The organism is Microbacterium sp. 5K110, assembly GCF_005774735.1.
Taxonomy (GTDB): domain Bacteria; phylum Actinomycetota; class Actinomycetes; order Actinomycetales; family Microbacteriaceae; genus Microbacterium.
Genome location: NZ_VBUM01000003.1, coordinates 22,008 through 48,289, shown reverse-complemented (window position 1 = coordinate 48,289; position 26,282 = coordinate 22,008). Strand labels below are relative to the sequence as shown.

At 68.8% G+C, this 26,282-nt stretch carries 23 protein-coding genes and 1 rRNA gene; 19 read left to right on the top strand and 5 right to left on the bottom strand.

Annotated features, from left to right (window positions below):
- Window positions 1-17 precede the first annotated feature (17 nt).
- The 6 genes from rrf to FE256_RS01535 all read left to right on the top strand — a co-directional run bounded on the left by rrf (window position 18) and on the right by FE256_RS01535 (window position 7,347).
- Window positions 18-134: ribosomal RNA gene (gene rrf / locus FE256_RS01560) — 5S ribosomal RNA — on the top strand.
- 154 nt (window positions 135-288) lie between these two features.
- Window positions 289-1,494, top strand: a complete 1,206-nt coding sequence (locus FE256_RS01555; RefSeq protein WP_138172474.1) for an MFS transporter — start codon at window positions 289-291, stop codon at window positions 1,492-1,494.
- 121 nt (window positions 1,495-1,615) lie between these two features.
- On the top strand, window positions 1,616-3,871 hold the full coding sequence (gene treS, locus FE256_RS01550; RefSeq protein WP_138172541.1) for a maltose alpha-D-glucosyltransferase: 2,256 nt from the start codon (window positions 1,616-1,618) through the stop codon (window positions 3,869-3,871).
- Between the two features lie 40 nt (window positions 3,872-3,911).
- Window positions 3,912-4,466, top strand: a complete 555-nt coding sequence (locus FE256_RS01545; protein ID WP_138172473.1) for a GIY-YIG nuclease family protein — start codon at window positions 3,912-3,914, stop codon at window positions 4,464-4,466.
- 105 nt (window positions 4,467-4,571) lie between these two features.
- Window positions 4,572-6,179, top strand: a complete 1,608-nt coding sequence (locus tag FE256_RS01540; protein ID WP_138172472.1) for a sensor histidine kinase — start codon at window positions 4,572-4,574, stop codon at window positions 6,177-6,179.
- A gap of 4 nt (window positions 6,180-6,183) precedes the next feature.
- On the top strand, window positions 6,184-7,347 hold the full coding sequence (locus tag FE256_RS01535) for a hypothetical protein (protein WP_138172471.1): 1,164 nt from the start codon (window positions 6,184-6,186) through the stop codon (window positions 7,345-7,347).
- A 23-nt stretch (window positions 7,348-7,370) separates the two neighbouring features.
- On the opposite strand, the gene FE256_RS01530 is transcribed toward FE256_RS01535, so the two are convergent.
- Window positions 7,371-7,745 (bottom strand): response regulator transcription factor, encoded by a 375-nt coding sequence (locus FE256_RS01530; RefSeq protein WP_138172470.1) that lies wholly within the window; start codon window positions 7,743-7,745, stop codon window positions 7,371-7,373.
- 110 nt (window positions 7,746-7,855) lie between these two features.
- On the opposite strand from FE256_RS01530, the gene coaE reads away from it, so the two are divergent.
- A complete protein-coding gene (gene coaE / locus FE256_RS01525) occupies window positions 7,856-8,455 on the top strand; it encodes a dephospho-CoA kinase (RefSeq protein WP_138172469.1) in 600 nt (199 codons plus the stop codon).
- An 84-nt stretch (window positions 8,456-8,539) separates the two neighbouring features.
- On the top strand, window positions 8,540-10,609 hold the full coding sequence (gene uvrB, locus FE256_RS01520) for an excinuclease ABC subunit UvrB (protein WP_138172468.1): 2,070 nt from the start codon (window positions 8,540-8,542) through the stop codon (window positions 10,607-10,609).
- A 35-nt stretch (window positions 10,610-10,644) separates the two neighbouring features.
- On the opposite strand, the gene FE256_RS01515 is transcribed toward uvrB, so the two are convergent.
- Window positions 10,645-10,881, bottom strand: coding sequence for a hypothetical protein (locus tag FE256_RS01515; RefSeq protein ID WP_394529544.1), 237 nt, complete (start codon window positions 10,879-10,881; stop codon window positions 10,645-10,647).
- A gap of 34 nt (window positions 10,882-10,915) precedes the next feature.
- Here FE256_RS01515 and FE256_RS01510 point away from each other — a divergent pair, with 34 nt between their 5' ends.
- The 11 genes from FE256_RS01510 to FE256_RS01460 all read left to right on the top strand — a co-directional run bounded on the left by FE256_RS01510 (window position 10,916) and on the right by FE256_RS01460 (window position 22,939).
- Window positions 10,916-11,350: a MarR family winged helix-turn-helix transcriptional regulator gene (locus FE256_RS01510; RefSeq protein WP_138172466.1), complete on the top strand. Its 435-nt coding sequence runs from the start codon at window positions 10,916-10,918 to the stop codon at window positions 11,348-11,350.
- Between the two features lie 100 nt (window positions 11,351-11,450).
- A complete protein-coding gene (gene uvrA, locus FE256_RS01505) occupies window positions 11,451-14,390 on the top strand; it encodes an excinuclease ABC subunit UvrA (protein WP_138172465.1) in 2,940 nt (979 codons plus the stop codon).
- A 21-nt stretch (window positions 14,391-14,411) separates the two neighbouring features.
- Window positions 14,412-16,337 (top strand): excinuclease ABC subunit UvrC, encoded by a 1,926-nt coding sequence (uvrC, locus tag FE256_RS01500; protein ID WP_138172540.1) that lies wholly within the window; start codon window positions 14,412-14,414, stop codon window positions 16,335-16,337.
- A gap of 24 nt (window positions 16,338-16,361) precedes the next feature.
- Window positions 16,362-17,246, top strand: a complete 885-nt coding sequence (rapZ, locus tag FE256_RS01495) for an RNase adapter RapZ (protein ID WP_138172464.1) — start codon at window positions 16,362-16,364, stop codon at window positions 17,244-17,246.
- A gap of 83 nt (window positions 17,247-17,329) precedes the next feature.
- Complete coding sequence (gene whiA, locus FE256_RS01490) at window positions 17,330-18,307, top strand: DNA-binding protein WhiA (RefSeq protein ID WP_138172463.1); 978 nt, start codon at window positions 17,330-17,332, stop codon at window positions 18,305-18,307.
- Window positions 18,308-18,482: 175 nt separating this feature from the next.
- Complete coding sequence (locus tag FE256_RS01485) at window positions 18,483-19,109, top strand: superoxide dismutase (RefSeq protein ID WP_138172462.1); 627 nt, start codon at window positions 18,483-18,485, stop codon at window positions 19,107-19,109.
- Between the two features lie 103 nt (window positions 19,110-19,212).
- Window positions 19,213-20,223 (top strand): type I glyceraldehyde-3-phosphate dehydrogenase, encoded by a 1,011-nt coding sequence (gene gap, locus FE256_RS01480; protein ID WP_058622786.1) that lies wholly within the window; start codon window positions 19,213-19,215, stop codon window positions 20,221-20,223.
- A 6-nt stretch (window positions 20,224-20,229) separates the two neighbouring features.
- Complete coding sequence (locus tag FE256_RS01475) at window positions 20,230-21,444, top strand: phosphoglycerate kinase (RefSeq protein ID WP_138172461.1); 1,215 nt, start codon at window positions 20,230-20,232, stop codon at window positions 21,442-21,444.
- The gene (tpiA, locus tag FE256_RS01470; RefSeq protein WP_138172460.1) at window positions 21,435-22,223 is read left to right on the top strand and encodes a triose-phosphate isomerase; all 789 of its coding nucleotides are present in this window, start codon (window positions 21,435-21,437) and stop codon (window positions 22,221-22,223) included. Before FE256_RS01475 ends, tpiA begins: the two co-directional genes overlap by 10 nt.
- 112 nt (window positions 22,224-22,335) lie before the next feature.
- Window positions 22,336-22,584, top strand: coding sequence for a preprotein translocase subunit SecG (gene secG / locus FE256_RS01465; RefSeq protein WP_138172459.1), 249 nt, complete (start codon window positions 22,336-22,338; stop codon window positions 22,582-22,584).
- Window position 22,585: 1 nt separating this feature from the next.
- Complete coding sequence (locus FE256_RS01460) at window positions 22,586-22,939, top strand: RNA polymerase-binding protein RbpA (RefSeq protein WP_138172458.1); 354 nt, start codon at window positions 22,586-22,588, stop codon at window positions 22,937-22,939.
- A 58-nt stretch (window positions 22,940-22,997) separates the two neighbouring features.
- On the opposite strand, the gene pgl is transcribed toward FE256_RS01460, so the two are convergent.
- Genes pgl through zwf form a run of 3 tightly spaced genes read right to left on the bottom strand, consistent with a single transcriptional unit; the run spans window position 22,998 to window position 26,280 of the window.
- On the bottom strand, window positions 22,998-23,789 hold the full coding sequence (pgl, locus tag FE256_RS01455) for a 6-phosphogluconolactonase (RefSeq protein WP_138172457.1): 792 nt from the start codon (window positions 23,787-23,789) through the stop codon (window positions 22,998-23,000).
- A complete protein-coding gene (locus tag FE256_RS01450; protein ID WP_138172456.1) occupies window positions 23,786-24,733 on the bottom strand; it encodes a glucose-6-phosphate dehydrogenase assembly protein OpcA in 948 nt (315 codons plus the stop codon). Before FE256_RS01450 ends, pgl begins: the two co-directional genes overlap by 4 nt.
- Window positions 24,730-26,280, bottom strand: a complete 1,551-nt coding sequence (gene zwf / locus FE256_RS01445; protein WP_138172455.1) for a glucose-6-phosphate dehydrogenase — start codon at window positions 26,278-26,280, stop codon at window positions 24,730-24,732. The genes FE256_RS01450 and zwf overlap by 4 nt, the downstream gene beginning before the upstream one ends.
- Window positions 26,281-26,282 lie beyond the last annotated feature (2 nt).

The following is a 26,282-nucleotide window of genomic DNA, read 5'->3' as shown; positions in this document are numbered from 1 at the left end:
TGAAACATCAATAGTGTTTCGGCGGCCATAGCGAGAGGGAAACGCCCGGTTACATTCCGAACCCGGAAGCTAAGCCTCTCAGCGCCGATGGTACTGCAGGGGGGACCCTGTGGGAGAGTAGGACACCGCCGGACTTCTTTTAGTCGAAATGGCCACCCAAAGCTGGGTGGCCATTTCGCATTTGTGCACGTCGTCGTCAGAGGGCGTCGATTGCTCCTCCTTACGGGGTGGCGATCGACGCCCTCTGTCATTGTTCCGGGCCCGATACGTAGCGGATAGGGTCGCATCGTGAGCTTCTCAGGACACCTTCCGGGGAGCCGGGAGTATCGGCGTCTGCTGGTGGGGCTGTTCTTCGGTGGTGTCGCCACCTTCGCTCAGCTCTATGCGACACAGGCGCTTCTGCCGCAGATCGCCGTAGACCTGGCGATTCTGCCGGCGACTGCGGCGTTGAGCGTCTCGGCATCGACCCTCGGGCTGGCTGCGGCGGTGATTCCGTGGTCACTCGTCGCGGATCGCATCGGGCGCGTGCCCGCCATGGCGATCGGCATCCTGGGGGCGACCGTTCTCGGCGCCACGGCGCCGTTCGCTCACGATGTTTCCTCTCTGCTGGTGCTCCGGCTCCTCGAGGGTGTTGCACTCGGTGCCGTTCCCGCCGTGGCTCTGGCCTACCTCAGCGAAGAGGTGGACGTCCGACATGTGGCGGCGGCCGCCGGTTCGTACATCGCCGGAACCACCGTCGGTGGTTTGAGCGGCCGGCTGGTCTCCGGGCCGCTCGGAGAGCTGGCGGGGTGGCGATGGGGCGTGGCATCCGTCATCGTCCTGTGCGTGGTGGCGTCCGCGATCTTCTTGTCGCTCGTGCCACGGGCCCGGGGTTTCGTGCCGCGCCGTGGTCGCGCGATCTCGGGCCCCTCGGTCCTCGAGCGGTTGGCGGTGAATCTCCGCTCTCGCACCCAGTTGGCGCTGTACGCGCAAGGTTTCCTCCTCATGGGCGCGTTCGTCGCGGTCTACAACTATCTCGGCTTCCACCTCACGGGCACGCCGTTTGCGCTGGCGCCGGGCGTGGTGACGTTGTTGTTCCTGGCGTACCTGGCCGGCACGATCTCGTCACCGCGCGCGGGTGCACTCGCGGTGCGCCGGGGGCGCTTTCCGGTGCTCCTGGCGTCGATCGGCGTGACGGCGGCGGGTGCGGCGCTCATGACGGTCCCCCTGGTCGGGGTGGTGATGGTGGGCCTGGTGATCTTCACCGCCGGGTTCTTCGCCGCGCACGCAGTGGCATCCGGGTGGACTCCCGTGGCTGCCGAGCCGCACGCGCGTGCGCAGGCGTCGTCGCTGTACTACCTCGGCTACTACGGCGGTTCCAGCCTGTTCGGCTGGCTGCTCGGTGTGGTGTTCGCGTCCGGTGGCTGGGAGTGGTTCCTCATCGTCGTGATCGCCATGTGCGCGCTGTCCGCAGGTTTCGCGTACGGCGCGTTGCGGCCGCGGCGCTCCGCGTGAGGCGAACTCCCGGCGCGTCCGGGTCAATCCCTGACGGCGTGTCGTCGATGCCGACTAGCGTCGGTAGGACGACGTGAGGAGGTCGGGAGTGGACGACGCCGACGAGAGCAAGGCGACGCGGATGCCGGAGGACGGCACCGCGGGCGAGACCATCGATGACGCCGCCGAGGCGGTGGTCGAGATCAGCTACGACGAGCAGCGGTATCCCGCTCGTCCTCGCCGGCTGCGTCCGCGTGACCAGTTCCGCGGGGGGACGCTGCGTCGGTTCCTCACCGATCCGCGAAACGCGAACGGCGGCAACCCGTCGTACGTGGAGTGGTTGGTGCGGCAGTCGATGTTGAAGGACGCGGACGTCTTGAGTCGGCAGCTCTCCGGGCAGCCGTCCATGTGGCGCAACCCGTACGCGCGGCCCGACGCCCGACGGGCGATCGACTCGACGGACGTCTGGTTCACCGCCTACCCCATTTCGCTCATGGCGCGCCCCGGGGAGTCGTTCCTCGACGCCCTCGGCGATGAGGCCCTGTGGGAGGCCTTCGAATGGGTCGGGATCAACGGCATCCATACCGGCCCGGTCAAGCGTGCGGGCGGGATCAGCGGATGGCAGGAGACGCCCAGCGTCGACGGGCACTTCGACCGCATCAGCACCCAGATCGACCCCGAGTTCGGTGACGAGAACGCCTTCCGGCGCATGGCGGACGTGGCCGACGCGCACGGCGGCAGCGTCATCGACGACATCGTGCCGGGCCACACCGGCAAGGGCGCCGACTTCCGCCTGGCGGAGATGGCGTACAAGGACTACCCCGGGATCTACCACATGGTGGAGATCCCCCGCGAGGACTGGGGCCTGCTGCCCGAGGTCCCGTCCGGTCGTGACTCGGTCAACCTCGATTCCGAGACGGAGCGCGAGCTCAGCGCGCGCGGCTACATCATCGGCGAGCTGCAGCGCGTCATCTTCTACACCCCCGGTGTGAAAGAGACGAACTGGAGCGCCACCGCACCCGTCGTCGGCACCGATGGTCTCGAGCGGCGTTGGGTGTACCTGCACTACTTCAAGGAGGGGCAGCCCTCGATCAACTGGCTCGACCCGACCTTCGCCGGCATGCGGCTGGTCATCGGTGACGCGTTGCACTCGCTCGGCGATCTGGGGACGAGTGCTCTCCGACTGGATGCCAACGGCTTCCTCGGCGTGGAGAAGAGCGCCGAGGGCCTGCCGGCGTGGTCGGAAGGGCACCCCCTCTCGCACGCGGCGAACCACATCATCGCGGGCATGGTGCGCAAGGTGGGCGGCTTCACGTTCCAGGAGCTCAACCTCACGATCGAGGACATCCGCGACACCAGCGCCGTCGGCGCCGACCTCTCGTACGACTTCGTGACGCGGCCCGGCTACCACCACGCCTTGGCGACCGCGAACACGGAGTTCCTCCGCCTCGCGTTGACGACGGCGCTGGAGACGGGCGTCGAGCCCGTGCAGCTCGTGCACGGGATGCAGAACCACGACGAGCTGACGTACGAGCTCGTGCACTGGGCCACCACGCACAGGGAGACGGTCTACCCGTTCCGTCACGGCGAGTACACCGGTGCCGAGATCGCGGAGACCGTGCGGGCCGAGCTCACTCAGGCCCTGACCGTCGACGCGGACTACAACCTCGTCTTCACACAGAACGGCATCGCCTGCACCTCGGCATCGCTCATCGCGGCGAGCCAGGGCAAGGCGACGCTGTCCGACATCACCGACGCGGATGTGCCCGCGATCCGTGACGCGCATCTCCTGCTGGCGAAGTACAACTCGTGGCAGCCGGGCGTGTTCGCGCTCTCGGGGTGGGACCTCACGGGGTCGCTCACCCTGCCCGCCGATGAGGTCCGCCACCTCATCTCGTCGGGCGACACCCGCTGGATCGAACGCGGTGCGCACGATCTCCTCGATGTCGCCCCGGGCGCCGCGACCTCCGCATCGGGGATGCCGCGCGCGCGCTCCCTCTATGGTTCGCTCGGTCGCCAGCGGGACGATCCCGAGTCGTTCCTCTCCGGGCTGCGCGAGATCCTGCGGATTCGCAGCGAGAACGACATCGCCGTCGCCTCGCAGGTCGACATCCCTCAGGTCGGTCACCCGAGCATGCTCGTGATGGTGCATCGGCTCGACGGAGGCGACCGTCGGCTCGACGACGCCCCGCTGCAGATCACGGTGCTCAACTTCTCGGGCGAGAGCATCGAGGGGACCGTGCGGTCGGAGTGGCTCGTGCCGCAGAGCACCGCGGTGGACGCGGCCACGGGCGATGTGCTCGGCCGGGTCGATGAGCTGCAGAGTTTCGCGCTGGAGCTCGGCCCGTACGCGGGACTGTTCCTGCGGATGCACGCACCCGAGCCGGCCGAGGACTGATCAGGGCGGTGGTGTCGGGGGTCGGTCGTAGCCTTCGGGTATGACCCCTCCCGATGCCTGCCTGGTCCCCGAGTGCGGCGACCACGCGGAGGTCGGCGCGCCCCTTCGTCTGTGCGTCGAGCACTCCGCCCTGGCGGGGGAGTGGTCGAGGCGCCGTGACGGTGTGACCGACGTGCTCCCGACGCCCTGCGCATTGTGCGGTTCTCGACTCGGCGTGCGCTGGCCGTCGGCGTGGCTGTGCGCGGTGTGCGAATGGCGCCTCGGCGAACCGATCGACGGCGAGCTGCCGCCGCCGCGGGTGGATGTGGTCTACTACCTGCGCTATCGCGATCGCGTGAAGATCGGAACGAGCGCACAGCCGCGCCAACGGCTCCGCGCGATCCGGCACGAGGAGCTGCTCGCGTTCGAGCGGGGCGACCGTTCCGTCGAACGGCGCCGACATGCGCGGTTCGGAGCCGACCGGCTCGGCGGTTCGGAGTGGTTCACGCTCAGCCCCGAGCTCGCCGCGCACGTCGCCGACCTGCGGGCGGGTGTCGACGATCCGTGGCACCTGTACGCACGGTGGATGAGCGAGGCTCACGCCCGGCAGGCGTGAGGTGCCCCGCGGCGCACCCCTCGCGACGCGTGCGGAACGCGCCCGTGCGGCGTGCCGGACGGCGGAACCGTTCGCCGAACGACCGCGCCCGCTAGGGTCGAGGCCATGTCCGGCACGTTGCCGAGCGAGCAGCTCGGTCTGCACCGCAACCTGCTGGTGAGTCAGTTGCTGCTGGCTTCGGCGACGGTCCTGGCGATCGCGGTCACCGCGTGGGGCGGGCACGTCGACGATGTGACGCTGTTCGTCATCGGCGCCGCGATGATCTTCTGCAGCGCCGCCCTGATCGTCCTCACCCCGCGTGACCGCGTCTCGGTGTGGGTGGCCGTCTGCACGCCTGCCGTCGACGTCCTGGCGATCGGGATCCTGCGCGAGGCGGCGCCGGCCGCCGGTATCGGGCTCCTCTGGGCGTTCCCGGCGATCTGGATCGGGTCTGTGTGGGGAATCCCGGGGGTCGTGGCCGTTACGGTGAGCGTCGCGGCCATCATGACCCACCAGGCGTTCGACGCGCAGCAACTCGCCGTCTCGACACTGACGTTGCCCTTCGCCATCTCCGCGCTGGCGGCCATGGCGCACTTCGCCGCCCGGCGCACACGCGCGCAACGCTCACTTCTGGAGAAGCAAGCGGCGGAACTGCGCCGCTCGGTGGAGCGTGCGCGGCGGCAGGAGGATCTGGTCACGCAGGTGCTGGACGCGGTCGACTTCGGTGTGATCCGGATCACGCCCGGGGGCGAGCTGGTCGTCAGCAACGAGGCACACGCCCGGTTGCAGGCCCCCGACCCCTGGGGCTCATCACCTTCCCCCTCGGCTTTCGCCCGCGACGGCATCACGCCGATCCCCTCGGAGGCCACCCCGCTGGCACGCGCACGGGCGGGAGAGGTCTTCGAGGGCGAGCTGGTCTGGTACGGGATGCCGGGGGAGGACCGGCGAGCCCTGAACGTCACGGCGCGGAGGCTCCCCGGCCGCGATGACGACGAAGTGGGCAGCGTCGTCGTCTCGCGCGACGTGACTGCCGAGGAGCAGGCCCTGCGCGCGCGGGAGGATCTCGTGGCCAGCGTGTCGCACGAACTGCGCACCCCGCTCACCTCGATCATCGGCTACCTCGAACTCGCCCTGGACGACACCGCCCTCAACGCGGCGACGCGCGACCAGCTCGAGATCGCCGAACGCAACGCCACCCGGTTACGCGAGCTGGTCGCGGACATCCTGGCGATGTCTGCCGCGTCGCGCCACGGCGTCGACTTCGCTCTTCGCCCTGCGCCGGCGGACGTCGGGGAGATCGTCGCCGCGGCGGTCACTTCGGCTGCTCAGCACGCCTCCGCCCACGGCATCCGGATCGATGCGTCCGGCGTGGGCCCGTGTCCGGGCGTGGTCGACGCGCATCGGATGCGCCAGGTCGTCGACAACCTCCTCTCGAACGCGGTGAAGTACAACACCCGCGGCGGCGCGGTGGTCGTCACGGTCGATCGGGCGGACGGGACGATCACGATCTCCGTCGCCGACGACGGACCGGGAATCTCGGCGACCGATCAGGGCCGCGTCTTCGACCGGTTCTTTCGCGCCGACGCCGTGCGGGGTTCCTCGGTGCACGGGAGCGGGCTCGGGCTGTCCATCAGCCGCGACATCGCCCGCGCCCACGGCGGCGACATCTCCGTGCGGTCCGAACCCGGACAGGGCGCGGTGTTCACCGTGCGTCTGCCACAGCGGAAGGGATGACGTCATGGTCCTCGACGTCCTGAGTCTGCAGATCGCGGCATCCCTGGTGATCCTGGTGTCGGCGATCATGTACCTGCTCGACACGCTCATGTTGAAGGACGGTCTCCCCGGACGCCTGTGGGCGACGGCGTTCCTGAGCGCGGTCTTCTCCGCGGTCTGCTACCTCGTGTGGATCTCGGCGCCCGACGCCTTCGTCGCCGTCGCCCTGGGGAACGGGGCGTTCGTCGCGGCGACCGCGTTGATCTGGGCGGGGTGCGTCGCGTTCAACAGTCGCTCCCTGCGGGGACCGGTCGTGACCGTCTCGGTGGTCGTCGTCGCGGTGGTCGTGTCCACGCTCGTGGAGGGTGCCTCGTCGGGGTATTGGGCCGGCGCAGTGCCGCTCTTCCTCGGGAACGGGGTCTTCGCGATCCTCGGGGCGATCGAGACGAGGCGGGGCGCCGTCCGTCGCCGATGGAGCGCGGCGGGGCTGACGGTCGTCCTCTGCGTGGAAGCGGTGTGGTTCGTCGTGCGGACGGCGGTGTTCCTGGTGCTGGGGCCGCAGGACCCGATCTTCGTCGGCTACTTCGGCACAAGCGTCTCGTCGCTGCTCACGATGACCCTCGTCGTCGCCGCCGTCGTGGTCACTTCGGTCTTGCGGACGAGCGAGTCGACGCTGCGAGGCTCGCCGCAGACGCGGCACCTGGTCGTCGACGACCAGGGAATCCTGCTGCGCGATTCGTTCGGCGCGATGCTGACGATCCTCGTCGCACGAGCGGAGAGATCCGGCGAGGATCTCTGTGTCATCGGGATCCGGGTCGACGACCTCAAGCGCGTCGCGACGGCCTTCGGCCCCGAGGAGGCCGAGGACATCGCGCGGGTCTTCCGAGCTTCGGTGCGGCGCCACGCTCCGACCATGGCGCTCGTGGGGGTGACGGATGCCACGGGGCTGTCCGTCGCCCTCGCCACGAACGCCACGACCGATGTGCGCCGTGTCGCTCGGGGGCTCCATGACCGCGTCGTCGCCGATCTGACGGCGCTCGCGACATCGGTGGTGCCGGTGGTCGGCGTCGGCGTTGTCCTCGCCTCTGTCGAGGGGGCGGCCGGACCTCACCTCGTGGACCGGGCGGACGCGGAGGCGAGCCGGGCGGCAGCCGCGGGAGAACAGCCCGGCGGCGTCATCGGCGCCTGAGCCGGGCGGGAGGACTCCGGGTGTCAGGACCCGCCGTCGGCGACCAATGCCTGGATGCGCGCCCGCAGCTCACGGGGGCGGAAGGGTTTCGTGAGGTAGTCGTCGGCCCCGGCCGCGCGTGCCAGTCGTTCCTCGGCGGGGTCGACGCGGGCGCTGACCATCAGGATGCGCGTGCTGCTGAACTCGCGGATGCGGTGGGCCGTCTCGAAGCCGTCCAGCCCCGGCATGCTCACGTCGAGTGTCGTGACCGCCGGGTCGGTGCGCCGAACCACTTCGATCCCGTCGGCCCCGTCGACGGCGGTGTGCACGACGAAGCCCGAGGGTTCCAGGACGGCAACGATCAGGGAGCGGATGTCGGCATCGTCTTCGACGACGACCACGACGTTCGGATTCGGCATGGGGGACTCTCGCGAACCGGACGGAGGAACGGATGCGCCCCCGGAAGATGTTAAACCACGCGGAGGGGCGGTGCGAGCCTGCGGCCGGGGCCGTGTGGCATCCTCGTCGTGTGCCCCTTCTCGCGCTCACCGGTGGAATCGCGTCCGGAAAATCGACGATCGCGCGAATGCTCGCCGAAGGCGGTGCGGTGGTCGTGGACGCCGATGCGATCGTGAGGGACGTGCAAGCGCCCGGGTCCGCGGTGCTCGCGGAGATCGCGTCGGAGTTCGGCGCCGACGTCGTGCGGGCCGACGGTTCCCTGGACCGCCCCGCCCTGGCCGCCCGTGTGTTCGGGCACCCCGAACGCCTCGCCGCGCTGAACGCGATCGTGCACCCGGCGGTGCGCGAGGAGTCGCAGCGGCGTTTCCGTGCCGCGCACGCCGACGACGCCGATGCGGTCGTCGTGTACGACGTGCCCCTTCTCGCCGAGGCCCGGGGGAGTGGCGAATGGGACCTCGTCGTCGTCGCGCACGCCCCGTCCGAGCAGCGCGTGCAGCGTCTGATCTCGCAGCGGGGCTTCTCGGAAGCCGACGCCCGGGCCCGCATCGCCTCGCAGGCCGGTGACGACGAACGACTCGCGCTCGCGGACGTGGTCATCGACACCACCGGCGACCTGGATGCCACTCGGCGGCAGGTGGACGAGCTCTGGGAGCGGCTGAAGCGGCGGTAGCCGCCGCGCGAGGAGACGACCGCGCTCGCGCACGGCGAACGTCCTGCGGCCCCGATGTCGGAGGCCCCGCCTACGCTGGGATTCATGCAGGCCACGCGTTCCGTCCGTCCCTTCGAGGTTGTCAGCGAGTACACCCCTTCCGGCGACCAGCCGCAGGCCATCGCCGACCTGGCCGCGCGTATCAACGCCGGTGAGACCGACGTCGTCCTGCTGGGAGCCACGGGAACGGGAAAGTCCGCGACGACCGCGTGGCTCGTCGAGGCCGTCCAGCGCCCGACGCTGGTGCTCGCGCACAACAAGACGCTCGCCGCACAGCTGGCCAACGAGTTCCGTGAACTGATGCCGAACAACGCCGTCGAGTACTTCGTGTCGTACTACGACTACTACCAGCCCGAGGCGTACGTCCCCCAGACCGATACCTTCATCGAGAAGGACTCCTCGATCAACGCGGAGGTCGAGCGGCTCCGGCACTCGACGACCAACTCGCTCCTGTCGCGCCGCGACGTGGTCGTGGTCTCGACCGTCTCGTGCATCTACGGTCTCGGCGCGCCCGAGGAGTATCTGCGCGCCATGGTCGCGCTGCAGGTGGGGGAGCGGTACGACCGCGACGCGCTCATCCGCAAGTTCATCTCGATGCAGTACAACCGCAACGACGTCGATTTCTCGCGGGGCAACTTCCGCGTGCGCGGCGACACGATCGAGATCATCCCGGTCTACGAGGAATACGCGATCCGCATCGAGATGTTTGGCGACGAGATCGAGGCGCTGTACATGCTGCACCCGTTGACCGGGGACGTCGTCCAGAAGATGGAGTCGGTGCCGATCTTCCCGGCGTCGCACTACGTCGCGGGCACCGACACCGTGCAGCGCGCGATCGGCACGATCGAGCACGAACTCGCCGAGCGGCTGAAGGAGTTCGAGTCGCAGAACAAGCTGCTCGAGGCGCAGCGTCTCCGCATGCGCACGACGTTCGACCTCGAGATGCTGCAGCAGCTCGGGTTCTGCTCCGGCATCGAGAACTACTCGCGCCACCTCGACGGGCGCTCGGCAGGCGATCCTCCCCACACGCTGCTGGACTTCTTCCCCGACGACTTCCTGCTCGTGATCGACGAGTCGCATGTCACAGTGCCGCAGATCGGTGCGATGTACGAGGGCGATGCCTCGCGCAAGCGCACGCTCGTCGAGCACGGATTCCGGTTGCCCAGTGCGATGGACAACCGTCCGCTGCGGTGGGACGAGTTCAAGAACCGCATCGGACAGACCGTCTACCTCTCGGCTACTCCCGGCCGCTACGAGATGGGGATCGCGGACGGGATTGTCGAGCAGATCATCCGCCCGACGGGACTGGTCGACCCCCAGATCGTGGTGAAGCCCTCGAAGGGCCAGATCGACGATCTCCTCGAGCAGATCCGCGTGCGCGTCGACCGCGATGAGCGCGTGCTGGTGACCACGCTCACCAAGAAGATGGCCGAAGAGCTCACCGACTTCCTCGGCGAGCACGGTGTCCGCGTGCGCTACCTGCACTCCGACGTCGACACTCTCCGCCGTGTCGAGCTGCTCACCGAGCTGCGCGCCGGCGTCTACGACGTCCTCGTCGGCATCAACCTGCTCCGCGAGGGGCTCGACCTCCCCGAGGTGTCGCTCGTGGCGATCCTGGATGCCGACAAAGAGGGGTTCCTCCGCAGCGGCACCTCTCTCATCCAGACGATCGGCCGCGCCGCTCGAAACGTGTCGGGCGAGGTCCACATGTACGCCGACAGGATGACCGACTCCATGCAGAACGCGATCGACGAGACCGAGCGTCGTCGCGAGAAGCAGATCGCGTACAACACGGAGCACGGCATCGATCCGCAGCCGTTGCGCAAGAAGATCGCCGACATCACCGAGGTTCTCGCGCGCGAGGCGTCCGACACCCGGAGCCTGCTGTCGCGTAACGACAAGGCCGGCAAGGGCAAGTCACCGACTCCGCAGCTGCGTCGTACCGGGATCGCCGCCGAAGGCGCGGATCAGCTGGAATCCACGATCGCCGACCTCACGCAACAGATGCTCGCCGCGGCGAGCGAGCTGAAGTTCGAGCTCGCCGGACGGCTGCGCGACGAGGTGCAGGACCTCAAGAAGGAACTCCGCGCGATGGAGCGCGCCGGGCACGCCTGAGCCGGCGCGGTCGGGGCTCGCTCACCCCCGTGGGCTCACGGGCAGTGCAGGAGCGGCTTGGGGCCCGTGCGGTCGACGCTGTGCTCCGACATCGGATGACCGCACAGCGGGCAGGGTCGTCCCGTGCGGACCGGCTCGGGGGTCGTCTCGTACGGGCCGACCGAGGCCGGCCCGGCCACGCGGATCAACCGTGTATTGAGGTACTGGTACCACCCGCCGGCAGCCCGCACACGCTCGCGCAGCGGGGGTCGGTCGGCATCCTTTTGTGCCATGATCATTAGTGTACTAACTAATTGAGGAGGGTGCGTGGACGATCCGCTCCGGCTCGAGAACCAGGTGTGCTTCGCCCTCGTCACGGCGGCACGCAACGTGGTGGCGATCTACCGACCCGTGCTCGAGCCGCTCGGGCTGACGCATCCGCAGTACCTCGTGATGCTGGCGCTGTGGGAGGAGGCTCCGCGCTCGCTGGGCGTGCTCGCGGGGGAGCTGGCCATGGAGCCGGCGACGCTCTCGCCACTCGTGAAGAGGCTCGAGGCTCAGGGGAGGGTGGTGCGCACGCGGCGCGTCGACGACGAGCGCGTCCTGGACATCGACCTGACCGACGAGGGCCGCGCTCTGCGCGAGCGGGCGCTCGTCGTGCCCGCGCACATCATGCAGCGGGTGGGGATCGACACGGCGGCGCTCATCGCACTGCGCGACGGCCTCGCGCCCTTCGCGAGCCGGTTCGACGCGACGGACTGAGGGCCCCGCGCGGTCCGCGCCCGCGCCTTCTCCCCTCGCACAGATGTGCGCCGGGGGCGAACCCGGGGCCGATGTCGGAGGGGGAACCTACACTTGTCGGGTGCCCATCGTTCCAGTCTCGTCCCCCGGAAACACCAGCGGAAAGCTCAGTGTTCGCGGTGCCCGCGTCCACAACCTGAAGAACGTCGACCTCGACATTCCGCGTGATTCTCTCGTGGTGTTCACCGGTCTCTCGGGCTCGGGCAAGTCGAGTCTCGCATTCGACACGATCTTCGCCGAGGGCCAGCGCCGCTACGTCGAATCGCTCAGCGCCTACGCGCGCCAGTTCCTCGGACAGGTCGATCGGCCCGATGTCGACTTCATCGAGGGGTTGAGCCCCGCGGTGTCGATCGATCAGAAGTCGACCAACCGCAACCCGCGGTCCACGGTCGGCACGATCACCGAGATCCACGACTACATGCGTCTGCTGTGGGCGCGCATCGGCGTGCCGCACTGCCCCGACTGCGGTGCGCGCATCCAGCGGCAGACGGTGCAGCAGATCGCCGACCAGCTCATGGAGCTGCCCGAGCGGACGCGGTACCAGATCGTCGCTCCGGTGGTGACGCAGAAGAAGGGCGAGTTCGTCGACCTCTTCAAAGAGCTCAGTGCCAAGGGGTACGCGCGCGCCGTCGTCGACGGCGAACTCGTCCAGCTCGCCGAGCCGCCGACACTCAAGAAGAGCTACAAGCACGACATCGCTGTCGTGGTCGACCGACTCGTGGCATCCGGCGACATCCTCGGCCGCGTGACCGACTCGGTCGAGACCGCTCTGGGCCTCGCGGGCGGCATCATGCAGGTCAACTTCGTCGACGAAGAGGGCGACGACGCGTGGCAGTCGTTCTCTGAGAAGCTCGCGTGCCCGAACGGCCACCCGTTGCAGCTGACCGAGATCGAGCCGCGGACGTTCTCGTTCAACGCCCCCTTCGGTGCCTGCCCCGTGTGCTCGGGACTCGGTACGCGCATGTCGGTCGACGTCGACCTCATGCTCGGCGACGAGGAGCTGTCGATCCGCGAGGGTGCGATCCTGCCGTGGACGACCCAGGGCAAGGGACTCTTCCAGTACTACGAGCGTCTGCTCGAAGGCCTCGCGCGCGACCTCGACTTCTCGCTGGACACCCCGTGGAGAGATCTCTCCACGGACGTGCAGAACGCCGTCCTTCGCGGAGAGAACTACAAGGTCACCGTCAAGTGGAAGAACCGCTACGGGCGGGAGATGCGGTACTCGTCCGGCTTCGAGGGCGTCGTACCATACATCGAGCGGCAGTACCTGCAGGCCGAGTCCGACACGCAGCGTCAGCGCTGGTCGGAGTACCTCCGCGAGGTCCCGTGCGCGGTGTGCGACGGCGACCGCTTGAAGCCCGAGGTGCTCGCCGTGCTCGTGGACGACACGTCGATCGCCGCGGCTTCGCGCATGAGCCTGGCCGACGCGCGCGAGTTCTTCTCGCAACTGACCCTGACCGATCGCGAGGCCACCATCGCCGCCGCGGTCCTGCGCGAGATCCGGGCGCGCCTGGACTTCCTGCTGCAGGTGGGGCTGAACTACCTCAGCCTCGGGCGCGCCGCCGGTACTCTCTCCGGCGGAGAAGCTCAGCGCATCCGCCTGGCCACCCAGATCGGCTCGGGCCTGACGGGCGTGCTCTACGTCCTCGACGAGCCCTCCATCGGTCTGCACCAGCGCGACAACCGCCGACTCATCCAGACCCTCGAGACCCTGCGCGACCTCGGGAACACCCTCATCGTGGTCGAGCACGACGAAGAGACGATCCACGCGGCCGACTGGGTCGTCGACATCGGCCCGCGCGCCGGCGTCGACGGCGGCAATGTCGTGCACTCCGGGCCGCTGGCCCAACTGCTCGACGACGAAAGCTCGCTGACCGGGGCCTACCTCTCGGGACGTCGATCGATCGAGCCGCCGAAGAAGCGCCGCAAGATCGACAAGAAGCGACAGGTCACCGTCGTCGGCGCGCGCGAGAACAACCTGAAGAACGTCACGGTCGACTTCCCACTCGGCGTGCTGACCGCCGTGACCGGCGTCAGCGGCTCCGGCAAGTCCACGCTGGTGAACGGCATCCTGTACGAGGTGCTCGCCTCCAAGCTCAACGGTGCCCGCCGCGTGCCGGGCAAGCACACGCGCGTCACCGGACTCGACAACCTCGACAAGGTCGTGCACGTCGATCAGGCGCCGATCGGTCGCACCCCGCGCTCGAACCCGGCGACCTACACCGGCGTGTTCGACCGCATCCGGACGCTCTTCAGCGAGACGCCCGAGGCCAAGGTCCGCGGCTACCAGGCCGGACGATTCAGCTTCAACGTCAAGGGCGGCCGCTGCGAGGCGTGCTCGGGCGACGGCACGCTGAAGATCGAGATGAACTTCCTGCCCGACGTGTACGTGGACTGCGAGGTGTGCCACGGCAAGCGGTACAACCGCGACACCCTGTCGGTGCATTACAAGGGCAAGAACATCGCCGAGGTGCTCGAGATGCCGATCTCCGAGGCCGCAGAGTTCTTCGAGCCCATCCAGGCCATCCACCGGTACCTCAAGACTTTGGTGGACGTGGGTCTCGGCTACGTCCGTCTCGGGCAGTCGGCCACGACGCTCTCCGGCGGCGAGGCGCAGCGCGTGAAGCTCGCGACCGAGCTCCAGCGTCGCAGCAACGGCCGCTCGATCTACGTGCTCGACGAGCCCACGACGGGTCTGCACTTCGAGGACGTCTCGCTGCTGCTGAAGGTGCTCAACGGGCTCGTCGACAAGGGAAACACCGTCATCGTCATCGAGCACAACCTCGACGTCATCAAGAGCTCGGACTGGGTCATCGACCTCGGGCCCGAGGGCGGCTCGGGAGGCGGCACGATCGTGGCGACCGGAACGCCTGAGCAGGTGGCGCGGGTGGAGGAGAGCCACACCGGCGCCTTCCTCGCCGAACTCCTCGAGACCGGCCGGACCGGAGCGCAGCGCAACACCGCCGAGCGCGAGCCGGAACTGGCCCGCGCGGGAGTGTGACCCGTGGCATCCCGAGAACGGATGTCGCAGCTGCCCTACCGCCCCAAGGCAGGCGAGATCCCCACGAATCCGGGGGTCTACCGCTTCCGTGACGCCGAGGGCCGTGTGCTGTACGTCGGCAAGGCGAAGAACCTGCGGGCGCGGTTGTCGAACTACTTCGCGCCGCTGTACTCGCTGCACGAACGCACCCGACGCATGGTCACGACGGCGACCTCGGTCGAGTGGACCGTCGTCCCCAGCGACGTCGATTCGCTGCAGCTGGAGTACATGTGGATCAAGGAGTTCGATCCGCCCTTCAACGTCCGTTACCGCGACGACAAGTCGTATCCGTTCATGGCGATCACCCTCGCCGACGAGGCGCCGCGCGTGATCGTGACGCGCAACGCGAAGATCCGTGGGGCCAAGTACTTCGGGCCGTACCCGAAGGTCTGGGCGGTGCACGACACGATCGACCTGATGATCAAGGTCTTCCCGATCCGCACGTGCAGCGACGCCTCGTACAAGAAGGCCATGCAGTCCGGCCGCCCCTGTTTCCCGGGGCAGATCGGCCGCTGCGGGGGACCGTGCTCGATGAAGGTCACGATCGCGGAGCATCGCGCGATGGTCGACGACTTCGTCGCCTTCATGTCCGGGGGAGACCAGCGCTTCACCAAAGCCCTCACCGCCCGGATGATGGAAGCCTCGGCCGCCATGGATTACGAGGCCGCTGCGCGCTACCGCGACAAGCTGCAGGCCATCGACGCGGTGCTCGGCAAGAGCGCGCTCGTGCTGGCCTCGGACACGGATGCCGACCTCTTCGGCATCGCCGAGGACGAACTGGCCGCGACCGTGCAGCACTTCGTCGTGCGGGGCGGCCGCGTCCGAGGAGTGCGGGCGACCACGATCGAGAAAGAGATCGACATCTCCGGCGCCGATCTGGTCGATCAGGTGCTCCAGCGCACGTACGGCGACGCCGCCGCCGGTGACATCCCGCGGCAAGTGCTCGTGCCCGAGCTCCCCGACGACGCTGAACAGCTCGAGGCGTGGCTGCGCGAACGCCGCGGTCGTCCGGTGTCGCTGCAGGTGGCGCAGCGCGGGCCCAAGTCCGATCTGCTCAAGACGGCGACGCTCAATGCGCAACAGGCGCTCATGCTGCACAAGACGCGGCGCACGAGCGACTACGTCGCCCGTTCGCAGGCCCTCACCGACCTCCAGGAAGCCCTCGGACTGACCGAGGCGCCGTTGCGCATCGAGTGCTACGACGTGTCGCACCTCTCGGGCACCAATGTCGTGGCATCCATGGTCGTCTTCGAGGACGGTCTGCCCCGCAAAGATCAGTACCGCTCGTTCGGGGTCGCCGAGACCACCGACGACACCGATTCGATGTACCAGGTGCTCACGCGACGTCTGGCCTACCTCGATCGACCCGAAGAGAACGAGCCCGAGACGATCGGCGGCGCCGTCCTCGCGGATGCCGAGAGCCCCGAGGCGACCGCCGACGGCGAGGTCGTGACCACCCGCAAGCGTCCGCGCTTCGCCTACCGTCCGCAGCTGCTCGTCGTCGATGGCGGTCAGCCGCAGGTCGCAGCGGCCGCGCGCGCCCTCGCCGACGCCGGGCACGAAGAGATCGCCCTGTGCGGCATCGCCAAGCGCCTCGAAGAAGTGTGGCTGCCGGGGGAGGACTACCCCGTGATCCTCCCGCGCACGTCGGAGGCGCTGTACCTGCTGCAGCGGCTGCGCGACGAGGCGCACCGCTTCGCCATCACGCACCAGCGCAAGCGCCGCAAGCGCGACATCTCCAGCGTCCTGACCGAGGTGCCGGGGCTCGGCGATACGCGCATCAAGGCGCTGCTCCGACACTTCGGCTCGGTCTCGGCGCTGAAGAACGCCTCTCCCGAGGAGATCACCGCCCTCCCGGGCATCGGGCCGACCCTCGCCGAGGCCATTCACGCGCGCTTGTCTCGCTAGGCTGGGGGTCCCGACGAAAGGGCGATGATCATGCAGACGGCACGGGACGCGTCCGGCGAGGTGCTGATCGTCACGGGGATGTCGGGTGCGGGTCGTTCGACGGTCGCCAACGCCCTGGAAGACCTCGACTGGTACGTGGTCGACAACCTCCCTCCGCGGATGCTGCGACCGCTGCTCGACCTGACCGAGCGCGCGGGCGGAGCCGTTCCGCGGGTGGCAGTCGTGGTCGATGTGCGAGGACGCGGTCTCTTCGGTGATCTTCCCGAGGCGATGCGCGCGCTGCAGGCCGCACGACAGGTGCGGGTGGTCTTCCTGGACGCCTCCGACGCGGTGCTCGTGCGACGGTTCGAAGCGGTCCGGCGACCGCACCCGCTGCAGGGCGACGGCACGATCCTCGACGGTATCCGCCGCGAACGCGAGCGGCTGACGCCCGTGCGAGAGGCGGCGGACGTGGTGATCGACACCTCGGCGTTCAATGTGCACCAGCTGTCGCTGCAGACGGTCCAGCTCTTCGGCGAAGAAGGGGCCGCGCGGCACACCGTGACGCTGATGAGCTTCGGCTTCAAGTACGGCCTCCCCACCGACGTCGACCTCGTCGCCGACATGCGATTCCTGCCCAACCCGTTCTGGAACGAGCAGCTGCGCCCGCTGACGGGCGAGGACCCCGCGGTGCGCGAGTACGTTCTCGAGCAACAGGGGGCACGGGAGTTCCTCGACGCCTACGCCGCGGCGCTGCACCCCGTGCTGGAGGGCTATCAGCGCGAGAACAAACGGCACTCGGTCGTCGCGGTCGGCTGCACGGGCGGCAAGCACCGGTCGGTCGTCATGACGCGTGAGCTGGCCGCCCGGCTCGGCGACGTCCCCGGGGTGGCCGTCCGCGTGACTCACCGTGACCTCGGCCGCGAGTAGGCTGTACCCTCGTCCCCGCCGCCTCGACAGCCTCACCCGTGTTGTCGCAGGCGTTGCCCCATCGTCCTGAACCGAGGAGAACCGTGCCGCTGACCGCCGACGTGAAGGCCGAGCTCATCACCGTACGCGACCCGCGTCCGACGGCGCGTGTCGCCGAGCTCACGGCGATCCTGCGCTTCTCCGGGGGCCTGCACTCGATCGCGAACCGTGTCGCCGTCGAGGCGGAGCTGGATTCCGACATCCTCGCGCGCCGCGTCGCCCGCGACCTCATGGAGCTCTACGGCGTGCGGCCCGAACTGCACCACGTGCAGGGCTCGGGGGGACGCACGGGCGGTCACTTCGCCGTCCGCGTCATCGAGGCGGGCGAGACGCTCGCTCGCCAGACCGGTCTGCTCGACCAGCGCCGCCGCCCGGTGCGCGGTCTCCCCAACAAGCTCACCACCGGTTCGCGCCCCGATCTCAGCGCGATCTGGCGCGGTGCGTTCCTCGCCAGCGGCTCCCTGAGCGATCCGGGTCGCTCGGCTGCGCTGGAGATCTCCTGCCCGTCGTCGGAGGCCGCGATGGCGCTCGTGGGCGCCGGTCACCGCATCGGCATCCCGGCCAAGGCCCGTGAGGTGCGCGGGGTGCCGCGCGTCGTCGTGCGCGACGGCGAAGCCATCCGCGGGGCGCTGTACGAGATGGGCGCGCGCCGCACCGCGGGGGAGTGGGATCAGATGCGCCAGCGCCGCGAAGTGCGTGCCGGCGTGAACCGCCTCGTCAACTTCGACGACGCGAACCTGCGCCGCTCGGCACAGGCAGCGGTGGCCGCGTGCGCGCGCGTCGAGCGCGCCCTGGAGATCCTCGGCGACGAGGTCCCCGACCACCTGCAGCAGGCCGGTGAGCTGCGTCTGGCCCACCGCGACGCGAGCCTGGACGAGCTCGGTCACCACGCCGACCCGCCGCTGACCAAGGACGCCGTGGCCGGGCGCATCCGCCGCCTCCTGGCCATGGCCGACAAGAAGGCCGAGGCCGAGGGCATCCCGGGGACCGAGTCCGCGGTCCCGGTGGGTGCCGACGACTGACCGCGTTCCCCCTGACGCAGAGTACGGATGCCGAGCCCCTCGGCATCCGTTTTGCGTTACTGCGCGTCATTCGGGGAAGCAACCCCGTGGCCGGTGCGTTGGTCCTCGATAGGATGAACACGTCACCCTCGCTGCGCCGAGGTCTCGGTGCAGCGCCGATTCGGAAGTAGAGAACATGGCGAAGTACACGCTGCCCGAACTGCCCTACGACTACTCCGCGCTGGAGCCTCACATCAGCGCGACCATCATGGAGCTGCACCACAGCAAGCACCACCAGACGTACGTCAACGGCGCGAACACCACGCTCGACCTCCTCACCGAGGCGCGCGAGAAGGGCGATTTCGCGAACATCAACCGCCTGCAGAAGGACCTCGCCTTCAACCTCGGCGGACACACGAACCACTCGATCTTCTGGACGAACCTCTCGCCCAACGGTGGCGACAAGCCCACCGGTGACCTCGAGGCCGCGATCGACGACCAGTTCGGGTCGTTCGACGCCTTCCGCGGTCAGTTCACCGCCGCCGCGCTCGGCGTGCAGGGCTCCGGCTGGGCCGGCCTGTTCTGGGACTCGATCGGCGAGAACCTGATCATCCAGCAGTTCTTCGACCAGCAGGGTCAGATCGTCGCGGGCACCGTCCCGCTGCTCCTTCTCGACGTGTGGGAGCACGCCTACTACCTCGACTACAAGAACGTCCGCGCGGACTACGTCAAGGCGTTCTGGAACATCGCCAACTGGGCCGATGCGCAGGAGCGCTTCGCGGCCGCCCGTGAGAAGACGGCGGGTCTGCTGGTACTGTCGTAAACGGCGTGGGCGTCCCGGTGGACACCCCGCCGGGACGCCGTCGTCCTCCAGCGAATACCGCACTCTCGCGCTTCTCGCGCATGACTGATTCAGGAGAAATTCCGTGACCGTCAAGATCGGAATCAACGGCTTCGGCCGTATCGGACGCAACTACCTCCGCGCGGCTCTCGCGCAGGGCGCTGACCTTGAAATCGTGGCGGTGAACGACCTCACCGACAACAAGACCCTCGCCCACCTGCTGAAGTACGACTCCGTCGGCGGCGTGCTCGCCGAGGACGTCTCGTACACCGAAGACTCCATCACCGTCGGTGACAAGACCATCAAGGTCTTCGAAGAGCGCGACCCCGCGAACCTCCCCTGGGGCGAGCTCGGCGTCGACATCGTCATCGAGTCGACCGGCCGCTTCACCAAGGCCGAGGACGCCAAGAAGCACGTCGCGGGCGGCGCCAAGAAGGTGCTCATCTCCGCTCCCGCGACCGGTGACGACGCCACGATCGTCATGGGCGTGAACGAAGAGACCTACAACCCCGAGACCGACGTCATCATCTCGAACGCGTCGTGCACCACGAACTGCCTCGCCCCGCTGGCGAAGGTGTTCAACGACGCCTTCGGCATCGAGCGCGGCTTCATGATGACGGCGCACGCCTACACCGCCGACCAGAACCTCCAGGACGGCCCGCACAGCGACCTGCGTCGTGCGCGCGGCGCGGCGATCAACATCGTCCCCGCCTCGACCGGTGCCGCCAAGGCGATCGGCCTGGTGCTCCCCGAGCTGAACGGCAAGCTGAGCGGCTCGTCGTACCGCGTCCCGGTCCCCACCGGTTCCATCGTCGACCTCACGATCGTCACCCCCACCGAGGGCCTGACCGTCGACCAGGTCAACGAGGTCTACAAGAAGGCCGCTGCCGAGGGTCGTCTCAACGGCATCCTGCAGTACACCGAGGACCCGATCGTCTCGAGCGACATCCAGGGCAACCCGCACTCGTCGATCTTCGACGCCGAGCTGACCAACGTCAGCGGCAACCTCGTCAAGGTCTCGTCGTGGTACGACAACGAGTGGGGATACTCGAACCGCCTCGTCGACCTGACCGAGTACGTCGCCGAGCGTCTCTGACACTCCATGCCTCTGCGCACCCTCGAATCGCTGGGGTCGCTGGCCGGCACGCGCGTCATCGTCCGTTGTGACCTGAACGTCCCCCTCAAGGACGGCGTCATCACGGACGATGGCCGCGTGCGCGCGTCGTTGCCGACCCTCAACGCCCTGATCAACGCCGGCGCGCGCGTCGTCGTCTGCTCCCACCTGGGGCGTCCCGACGGGTCTCCCGACCCGAAGTACTCGCTCGAGCCGGTCGCGCAGCGGCTGTCCGAGCTTCTCGGCCAGCCGGTCGCGTTCGCCCGCGACACGGTCGGCGAGTCCGCTCGTGACGCGGTGGCGTCGCTGGAAGACGGAGACGTCGCCGTCATCGAGAACCTCCGCTTCAACGCGGGGGAGACCTCGAAAGACGAGACCGAGCGCCAGGCGTTCGCCCGCCAGCTCGCCGAGCTGGGCGACGCGCTCGTCTCGGACGGCTTCGGTGTGGTGCACCGCAAGCAGGCCAGTGTTTACGACCTCGCGCAGATCGTGCCGTCGGCCGCGGGACTCCTCATCCAGAAGGAACTCGAGGTCCTGGACCGCCTGACCGAGAACCCCGAGCGTCCCTACACGGTCGTGCTGGGCGGCTCGAAGGTCAGCGACAAGCTGGGCGTCATCGAGCACCTTCTGCCGCGCGTCGACAAGCTGCTCGTCGGTGGCGGCATGATGTTCACCTTTCTCGTCGCCGAAGGCAACAAGGTCGGCGCGAGCCTGCTCGAGCAGGACCAGATCGACACCGTGAAGGGCTACCTCGCCACGGCGAAGGAGCGCGGCGTCGAGATCGTCCTCCCCGTGGATGCCGTCGTCGCAGCGTCGTTCTCGGCCGATGCCGAGCACGTCGTCGCCGACGCCGTCGCCCTCGAGGACACCCCGTTCGGTGCGTCCGGGCTGGGCCTGGACATCGGGCCCCGTACGGCCGACCTGTTCGCCGAGGCGATCCGCGACTCGCGCACGGTGTTCTGGAACGGGCCGATGGGCGTGTTCGAGATGGCCGCGTTCGCGGAAGGCACCAAGACGGTCGCGCAGGCGTTGACCGAGGTCGACGGCCTCAGCGTCGTCGGCGGAGGCGACTCGGCCGCGGCCGTGCGTCAGCTCGGCTTCGCGGACGACCAGTTCGGTCACATCTCCACCGGCGGCGGCGCCAGCCTGGAGTTCCTCGAAGGCAAGAAGCTCCCCGGACTGGAGGTCCTCGGATGGCAGTGAACAGAACTCCCCTCATCGCCGGCAACTGGAAGATGAACCTCGACCACCTGCAGGCGGTCGCGTTCGTCCAGAAGCTGCACTGGACGCTGAAGGAGGCCAAGCACGACAAGAGCAGTGTCGAGGTGGCGGTGTTCCCGCCCTTCACCGACCTGCGGACCGTGCAGACGCTCCTGGATGCCGACAAGATCGACTTCGCGCTCGGCGGTCAGGACCTCTCGGCCCATGACTCCGGTGCGTACACCGGCGAGATCTCGGGCCAGTTCCTGGCCAAGCTCGACGCGACCTACGTCATCATCGGGCACTCCGAGCGCCGTCAGTTCCACAACGAGACCGACGAGGTCATCGCCGCCAAGACGCAGGCGGCCCTCCGCCACGGCTTGGTCCCGGTGATCTGTGTCGGTGAGACCTCGGAGGACCTCGAGAAGTTCGGCGCGAGCGCCGTCCCGGTGGGGCAGCTCGAGGTCGCGCTCGAGGGTGTGGCATCCGATGCCGACATCGTCGTGGCGTACGAGCCGGTCTGGGCCATCGGCTCCGGCCAGGCGGCGACCCCGGATCAGGCCCAGGAGGTCTGCGCGAAGCTGCGTGCCGTCGTGGCCGACAAGCTCGGCGCCGACGCGGCGGCCCGCACGCGGGTCCTCTACGGCGGTTCGGTGAAGTCCGGCAACATCGCCGGCTTCATGCGCGAGCCCGATGTCGACGGCGCGTTGGTGGGCGGTGCGAGCCTCGTCGTGGACGAGTTCGCGGCCATCATCCGTTACCAGAAGCACGTCGGAGTCTGACCGATACGGATGCCCGCGGCCCCGCGCCGCGGGCATCCGTATGTCCGCCCCGGCTCCCCGTATACTTGACGCTTGTGCGGTCGCTACCGACCGCCGCGAAAGGCTTTCGACAGTGCAGATTCTCGAGTTCGTCCTGCAGGTGTTCCTGGGCGTGACCAGCCTCCTGCTGACCCTGCTCATCCTGCTCCACAAGGGGCGCGGAGGCGGTCTGTCCGACATGTTCGGTGGCGGTATGAGCTCGGCGATGGGCTCCTCCGGCCTGGCCGAGCGCAACCTCAACCGATTCACGATCGTGCTCGCGCTGGTGTGGTTCATCACCATCGTCGGCCTCGGTCTCCTCACCAAGTTCGCGGAGCTCTGACATGGCCACCGGTGGGAACGCCATCCGCGGCACGCGCGTCGGCGCGGGCCCGATGGGAGAACAGGACCACGGCTTCCACGCCGATCGCGTCGCCGTCTCGTACTGGGACGCCCTGGGCAACGAGACCGTCCGCTACTTCGCCGCGGGTATCCCCGACGACGAGATCCCCGAGACGATCGACTCGCCCCACTCCGGTCTCCCCGCCGGTCGCGACAAGAACAACCCCCCGGCGCTGTCCAAGACGGAGCCCTACAAGACCCACCTGGCCTACGTGAAAGAGCGCCGCACCGACGAAGAGGCGGCCTCGCTCCTCGACGACGCGCTGCAGCAGCTGCGCGAGCGCCGCGGCCAGTAAGAGAACAGAAAAGAGACCGGATGCCGACGGCATCCGGTCTCTTTTCTGTTGCGGCGAATCAGTATTCGCGGTCGATCAACTGGGGCGGTACCTGGTCGGCCGCGGCCTCATCCACGAAGAAGGCCGTGCGTCGACGTCCCTTGGCTCCGGCCGCCGGGACGCTCTGGTAGCTGGCGCCGGCGAGAGCGAGACCCAGGGCGGCGGCCTTGTCGGCGCCGGCGATCACCATCCACACCCGTTTGGAGGAGTTGATCACGGGGCGCGTGAGCGAGATGCGCTCGGGCGGGGGCTTGGGGGAGTCGCGCACCGGAACGGTCGCCCGGTCGGTCACCGAGATCTCGGCCCGGTCCGGGAACAGCGACGCGATGTGCGCGTCCGGTCCGACGCCCAGGAAGCAGATGTCGAACGACGGCCACGGACCGGAGTCGCTGCGGTCGGACGGCGCGAACTGCGCCAGTTCGTCGGCGTAGGCGATGGCCGCGGCATCCAGATCGAGACTGTCGTCCGTCGACGCGACGGAGTGGATGTTCTCGGCGGGGATGTCGAGACCGTCGAGCAGCGCGGTACGCGCCTGTTTCTCGTTGCGATCGTCGGAGTCGCGGGGCACGAAGCGTTCGTCACCGAACCAGAAGTGCACCAGCGACCAGTCGATCTCGGCCATGCGGGGGTCCCGCGCGGCCGACCGCAGCACGGCTCCGCCCATCGTCCCGCCCGTGAGGCAGACGTGCATGCGCTTGCCCTCGGCCACGCGCTTGACGATGCGGTTCACGAACCGGGTCGCGACATAGTCGGCGAGCGTCTCGGCATCCCGCTTGATGATCACCTGCTTGGCGGAGCCGTTCTCGGTCATCGGTCGCTCCGCTCATCGAGAGTGCGCAGCAACAGGGTGCACTGGGTGAGGACGCGTCCGTAGAGCACGTCGGGGTCGAGGCGGCGGAGCTCCTCGGCCAGGCACTCGCGCAGCGTGCGGCGCGGGAAGTCGAGCTCGTGCGTGGGCTGTCCGGGCTGCGTGAGCACCGCGACGCCCGGAGTCGGGCGCTCCAGCAGCGTGTCCCCGCTCGCGCGTGTCAAGCGCACCGACTTGATGCCGCCCGACCACTCTTCGGCGGGCAGGTAGCTGTAGGTGACGGGCGCGTCGAGCTTCAGCCCGAGCCATGCCGCCAGCAGCGCCGTGGAGGGGGAATCGCTCGAACCCGCCACCTCGATGGAGGTCACGGGCTCGTACGGCGGCTGGTCGAGGACGGCGGCCAGCTGCTCGCGCCAGCGCGTGACGCGGGTCCACGCGAAGTCGGTGTCGCCCGGGGCGTAGTGCTCGCCGAGGTGCGCGACCCACGCCGTCGGGTCGGGCTGTGACGACGCGTCGGTGATCCGGCGCTGGGCGATGCGGCCGATCGCCGACAGCGACGGGTCCGCCGGCGCCTGCGCGGGCCACCACGCCACGACGGGCGCGTCGGGCAGGAGCAGACCGGTCACGAGACTCTCGGCGTTCGAGCCGGCCGCGCCGTGCGCGCGCAGGACGACGACCTCGCTCGCGCCGGCGTCACCGCCCACGCGGATCTGGGCGTCCAGGCGCGGTTCTTCGCTCTCGTCGCCGAACAGCACCGCGATGACACGCATCGGGTGCTCGCGCGAGGCGTCGTTCGCGGCCTCGATCACCTCTTCTTCGGCCCCGTGGTGGGTCACGATGATGAGCGTCAGAACGCGTCCGAGCGCGACGGCGCCGCCCTCTTCGCGGACGCTCACGAGCTTCTTCGAGATCGCGCTGACGGTGGTGTCGGGCAGTTCGATGATCACGGGCGCCTCCACGTGCGGCCATCGCGGGCGAGGAGCTCGTCGGCGGATGCCGGACCCCACGATCCCGGAGAGTACTGTTCCAGCGGTCCGCCCTCGGCAGCCCAGAACTCCTCGATCGGGTCGAGGATCTTCCAGCTGAGCTCGACCTCCTCGTGACGCGGGAACAGCGGCGGGTCGCCGAGCAGCACGTCGAGGATGAGGCGCTCGTAGGCCTCGGGGCTCGCTTCGGTGAAGGCGTGGCCGTACCCGAAGTCCATCGTCACGTCGCGTACCTGCGTGCCGTCACCCGGAACCTTGGAGCCGAACCGGATCGTGACGCCCTCGTCGGGCTGCACGCGGATGACCAGGGCGTTCTGCCCGAGCTCCTCGGTCTGGCTGCGGGAGAACAGCTGCTGCGGGGCGCGCTTGAAGACCACGGCCACCTCGGTGACGCGTCGGCCCAGACGCTTGCCGCTGCGCACGTAGAACGGCACTCCCGACCAACGACGCGTGTTGATCTCGAGCTTGATCGCGGCGTAGGTCTCGGTGACCGACTCCGGATTCATGCCGTCTTCCTCGAGGAAACCGAGCACCTTCTCGCCGCCCTGCCACCCGCCGGCGTACTGGCCGCGCGCGGTGGCCTCGGCCAGGTTCTCGGGCAGACGCACCGCGGCGAGGACCTTCTCTTTCTCGGCACGCAGGTCGGCGGCGTTGAAGCTGATGGGCTCCTCCATCGCGGTGAGCGCGAGGAGCTGCAGGAGGTGGTTCTGGATGACGTCGCGCGCGGCGCCGATCCCGTCGTAGTAACCCGCGCGGCCGCCGACCCCGATGTCTTCCGCCATCGTGATCTGCACGTGGTCGACGTAGTTGCGGTTCCAGATCGGCTCGTACAGCTCGTTCGCGAAGCGCAGCGCGAGGATGTTCTGCACGGTCTCTTTGCCGAGGTAGTGGTCGATGCGGAAGATCGAGTCGGCGGGGAACGCGCTCTCCACGACCTCGTTCAGCTCGCGTGCCGAAGCGAGGTCGTGCCCGAACGGCTTCTCGATGACGACGCGGCGCCAGCCGGCGGTGTCCTCGGCGGAGTCGCCGACGAGTCCGGAAGCTTTCAGCTGGGTCGTGACGAGCGGGAAAGCCTTGGGCGGGATCGACAGGTAGTAGGCGTGGTTGCCCATCGTGCCGCGCTCGGTGTCGAGCTTGTCTACGGTCTCCCGCAGGCGCTGGAACGCCTCGGGGTCGTCGAACTCGCCCTGGACGAAGCGGATGCCCTCGAGCAGCTCCTGCCACGTCTCTTCGCGGAACTCGGTGCGCGCGTACTTCTGCACCGACTCGTGGACGACCTTGGCGAAGTCCTGGTCCTCCCAGTCGCGGCGGGCAAAGCCCACGAGCGCGAAACCGGGCGGGAGGAGTCCGCGATTGGCGAGGTCGTACACCGCCGGCATGAGCTTCTTGCGCGACAGGTCTCCGGTGACGCCGAAGATGACCAGCGCGCTGGGACCGGCGATCCGGTTCAGGCGGCGATCCTCGGGGTCGCGGAGGGGATTGTGACCGGGTGAGATCTCTACGACCATGC

What these genes read in the sequence shown, in the direction of transcription:
- uvrC (WP_138172540.1), top strand. Translation starts at nt 14,412, where the DNA reads ATGTCGCAGCTGCCCTACCGCCCCAAGGCAGGCGAGATCCCCACGAAT.
- treS (WP_138172541.1), top strand. Translation starts at nt 1,616, where the DNA reads ATGCCGGAGGACGGCACCGCGGGCGAGACCATCGATGACGCCGCCGAG.
- tpiA (WP_138172460.1), top strand. Translation starts at nt 21,435, where the DNA reads ATGGCAGTGAACAGAACTCCCCTCATCGCCGGCAACTGGAAGATGAAC.
- FE256_RS01530 (WP_138172470.1), bottom strand. Translation starts at nt 7,745, where the DNA reads ATGCCGAATCCGAACGTCGTGGTCGTCGTCGAAGACGATGCCGACATC.
- FE256_RS01535 (WP_138172471.1), top strand. Translation starts at nt 6,184, where the DNA reads ATGGTCCTCGACGTCCTGAGTCTGCAGATCGCGGCATCCCTGGTGATC.
- uvrB (WP_138172468.1), top strand. Translation starts at nt 8,540, where the DNA reads ATGCAGGCCACGCGTTCCGTCCGTCCCTTCGAGGTTGTCAGCGAGTAC.
- FE256_RS01460 (WP_138172458.1), top strand. Translation starts at nt 22,586, where the DNA reads ATGGCCACCGGTGGGAACGCCATCCGCGGCACGCGCGTCGGCGCGGGC.
- rapZ (WP_138172464.1), top strand. Translation starts at nt 16,362, where the DNA reads ATGATCATGCAGACGGCACGGGACGCGTCCGGCGAGGTGCTGATCGTC.
- FE256_RS01540 (WP_138172472.1), top strand. Translation starts at nt 4,572, where the DNA reads ATGTCCGGCACGTTGCCGAGCGAGCAGCTCGGTCTGCACCGCAACCTG.
- FE256_RS01545 (WP_138172473.1), top strand. Translation starts at nt 3,912, where the DNA reads ATGACCCCTCCCGATGCCTGCCTGGTCCCCGAGTGCGGCGACCACGCG.
- FE256_RS01515 (WP_394529544.1), bottom strand. Translation starts at nt 10,881, where the DNA reads ATGGCACAAAAGGATGCCGACCGACCCCCGCTGCGCGAGCGTGTGCGG.
- FE256_RS01475 (WP_138172461.1), top strand. Translation starts at nt 20,230, where the DNA reads ATGCCTCTGCGCACCCTCGAATCGCTGGGGTCGCTGGCCGGCACGCGC.
- FE256_RS01485 (WP_138172462.1), top strand. Translation starts at nt 18,483, where the DNA reads ATGGCGAAGTACACGCTGCCCGAACTGCCCTACGACTACTCCGCGCTG.
- zwf (WP_138172455.1), bottom strand. Translation starts at nt 26,280, where the DNA reads ATGGTCGTAGAGATCTCACCCGGTCACAATCCCCTCCGCGACCCCGAG.
- pgl (WP_138172457.1), bottom strand. Translation starts at nt 23,789, where the DNA reads ATGACCGAGAACGGCTCCGCCAAGCAGGTGATCATCAAGCGGGATGCC.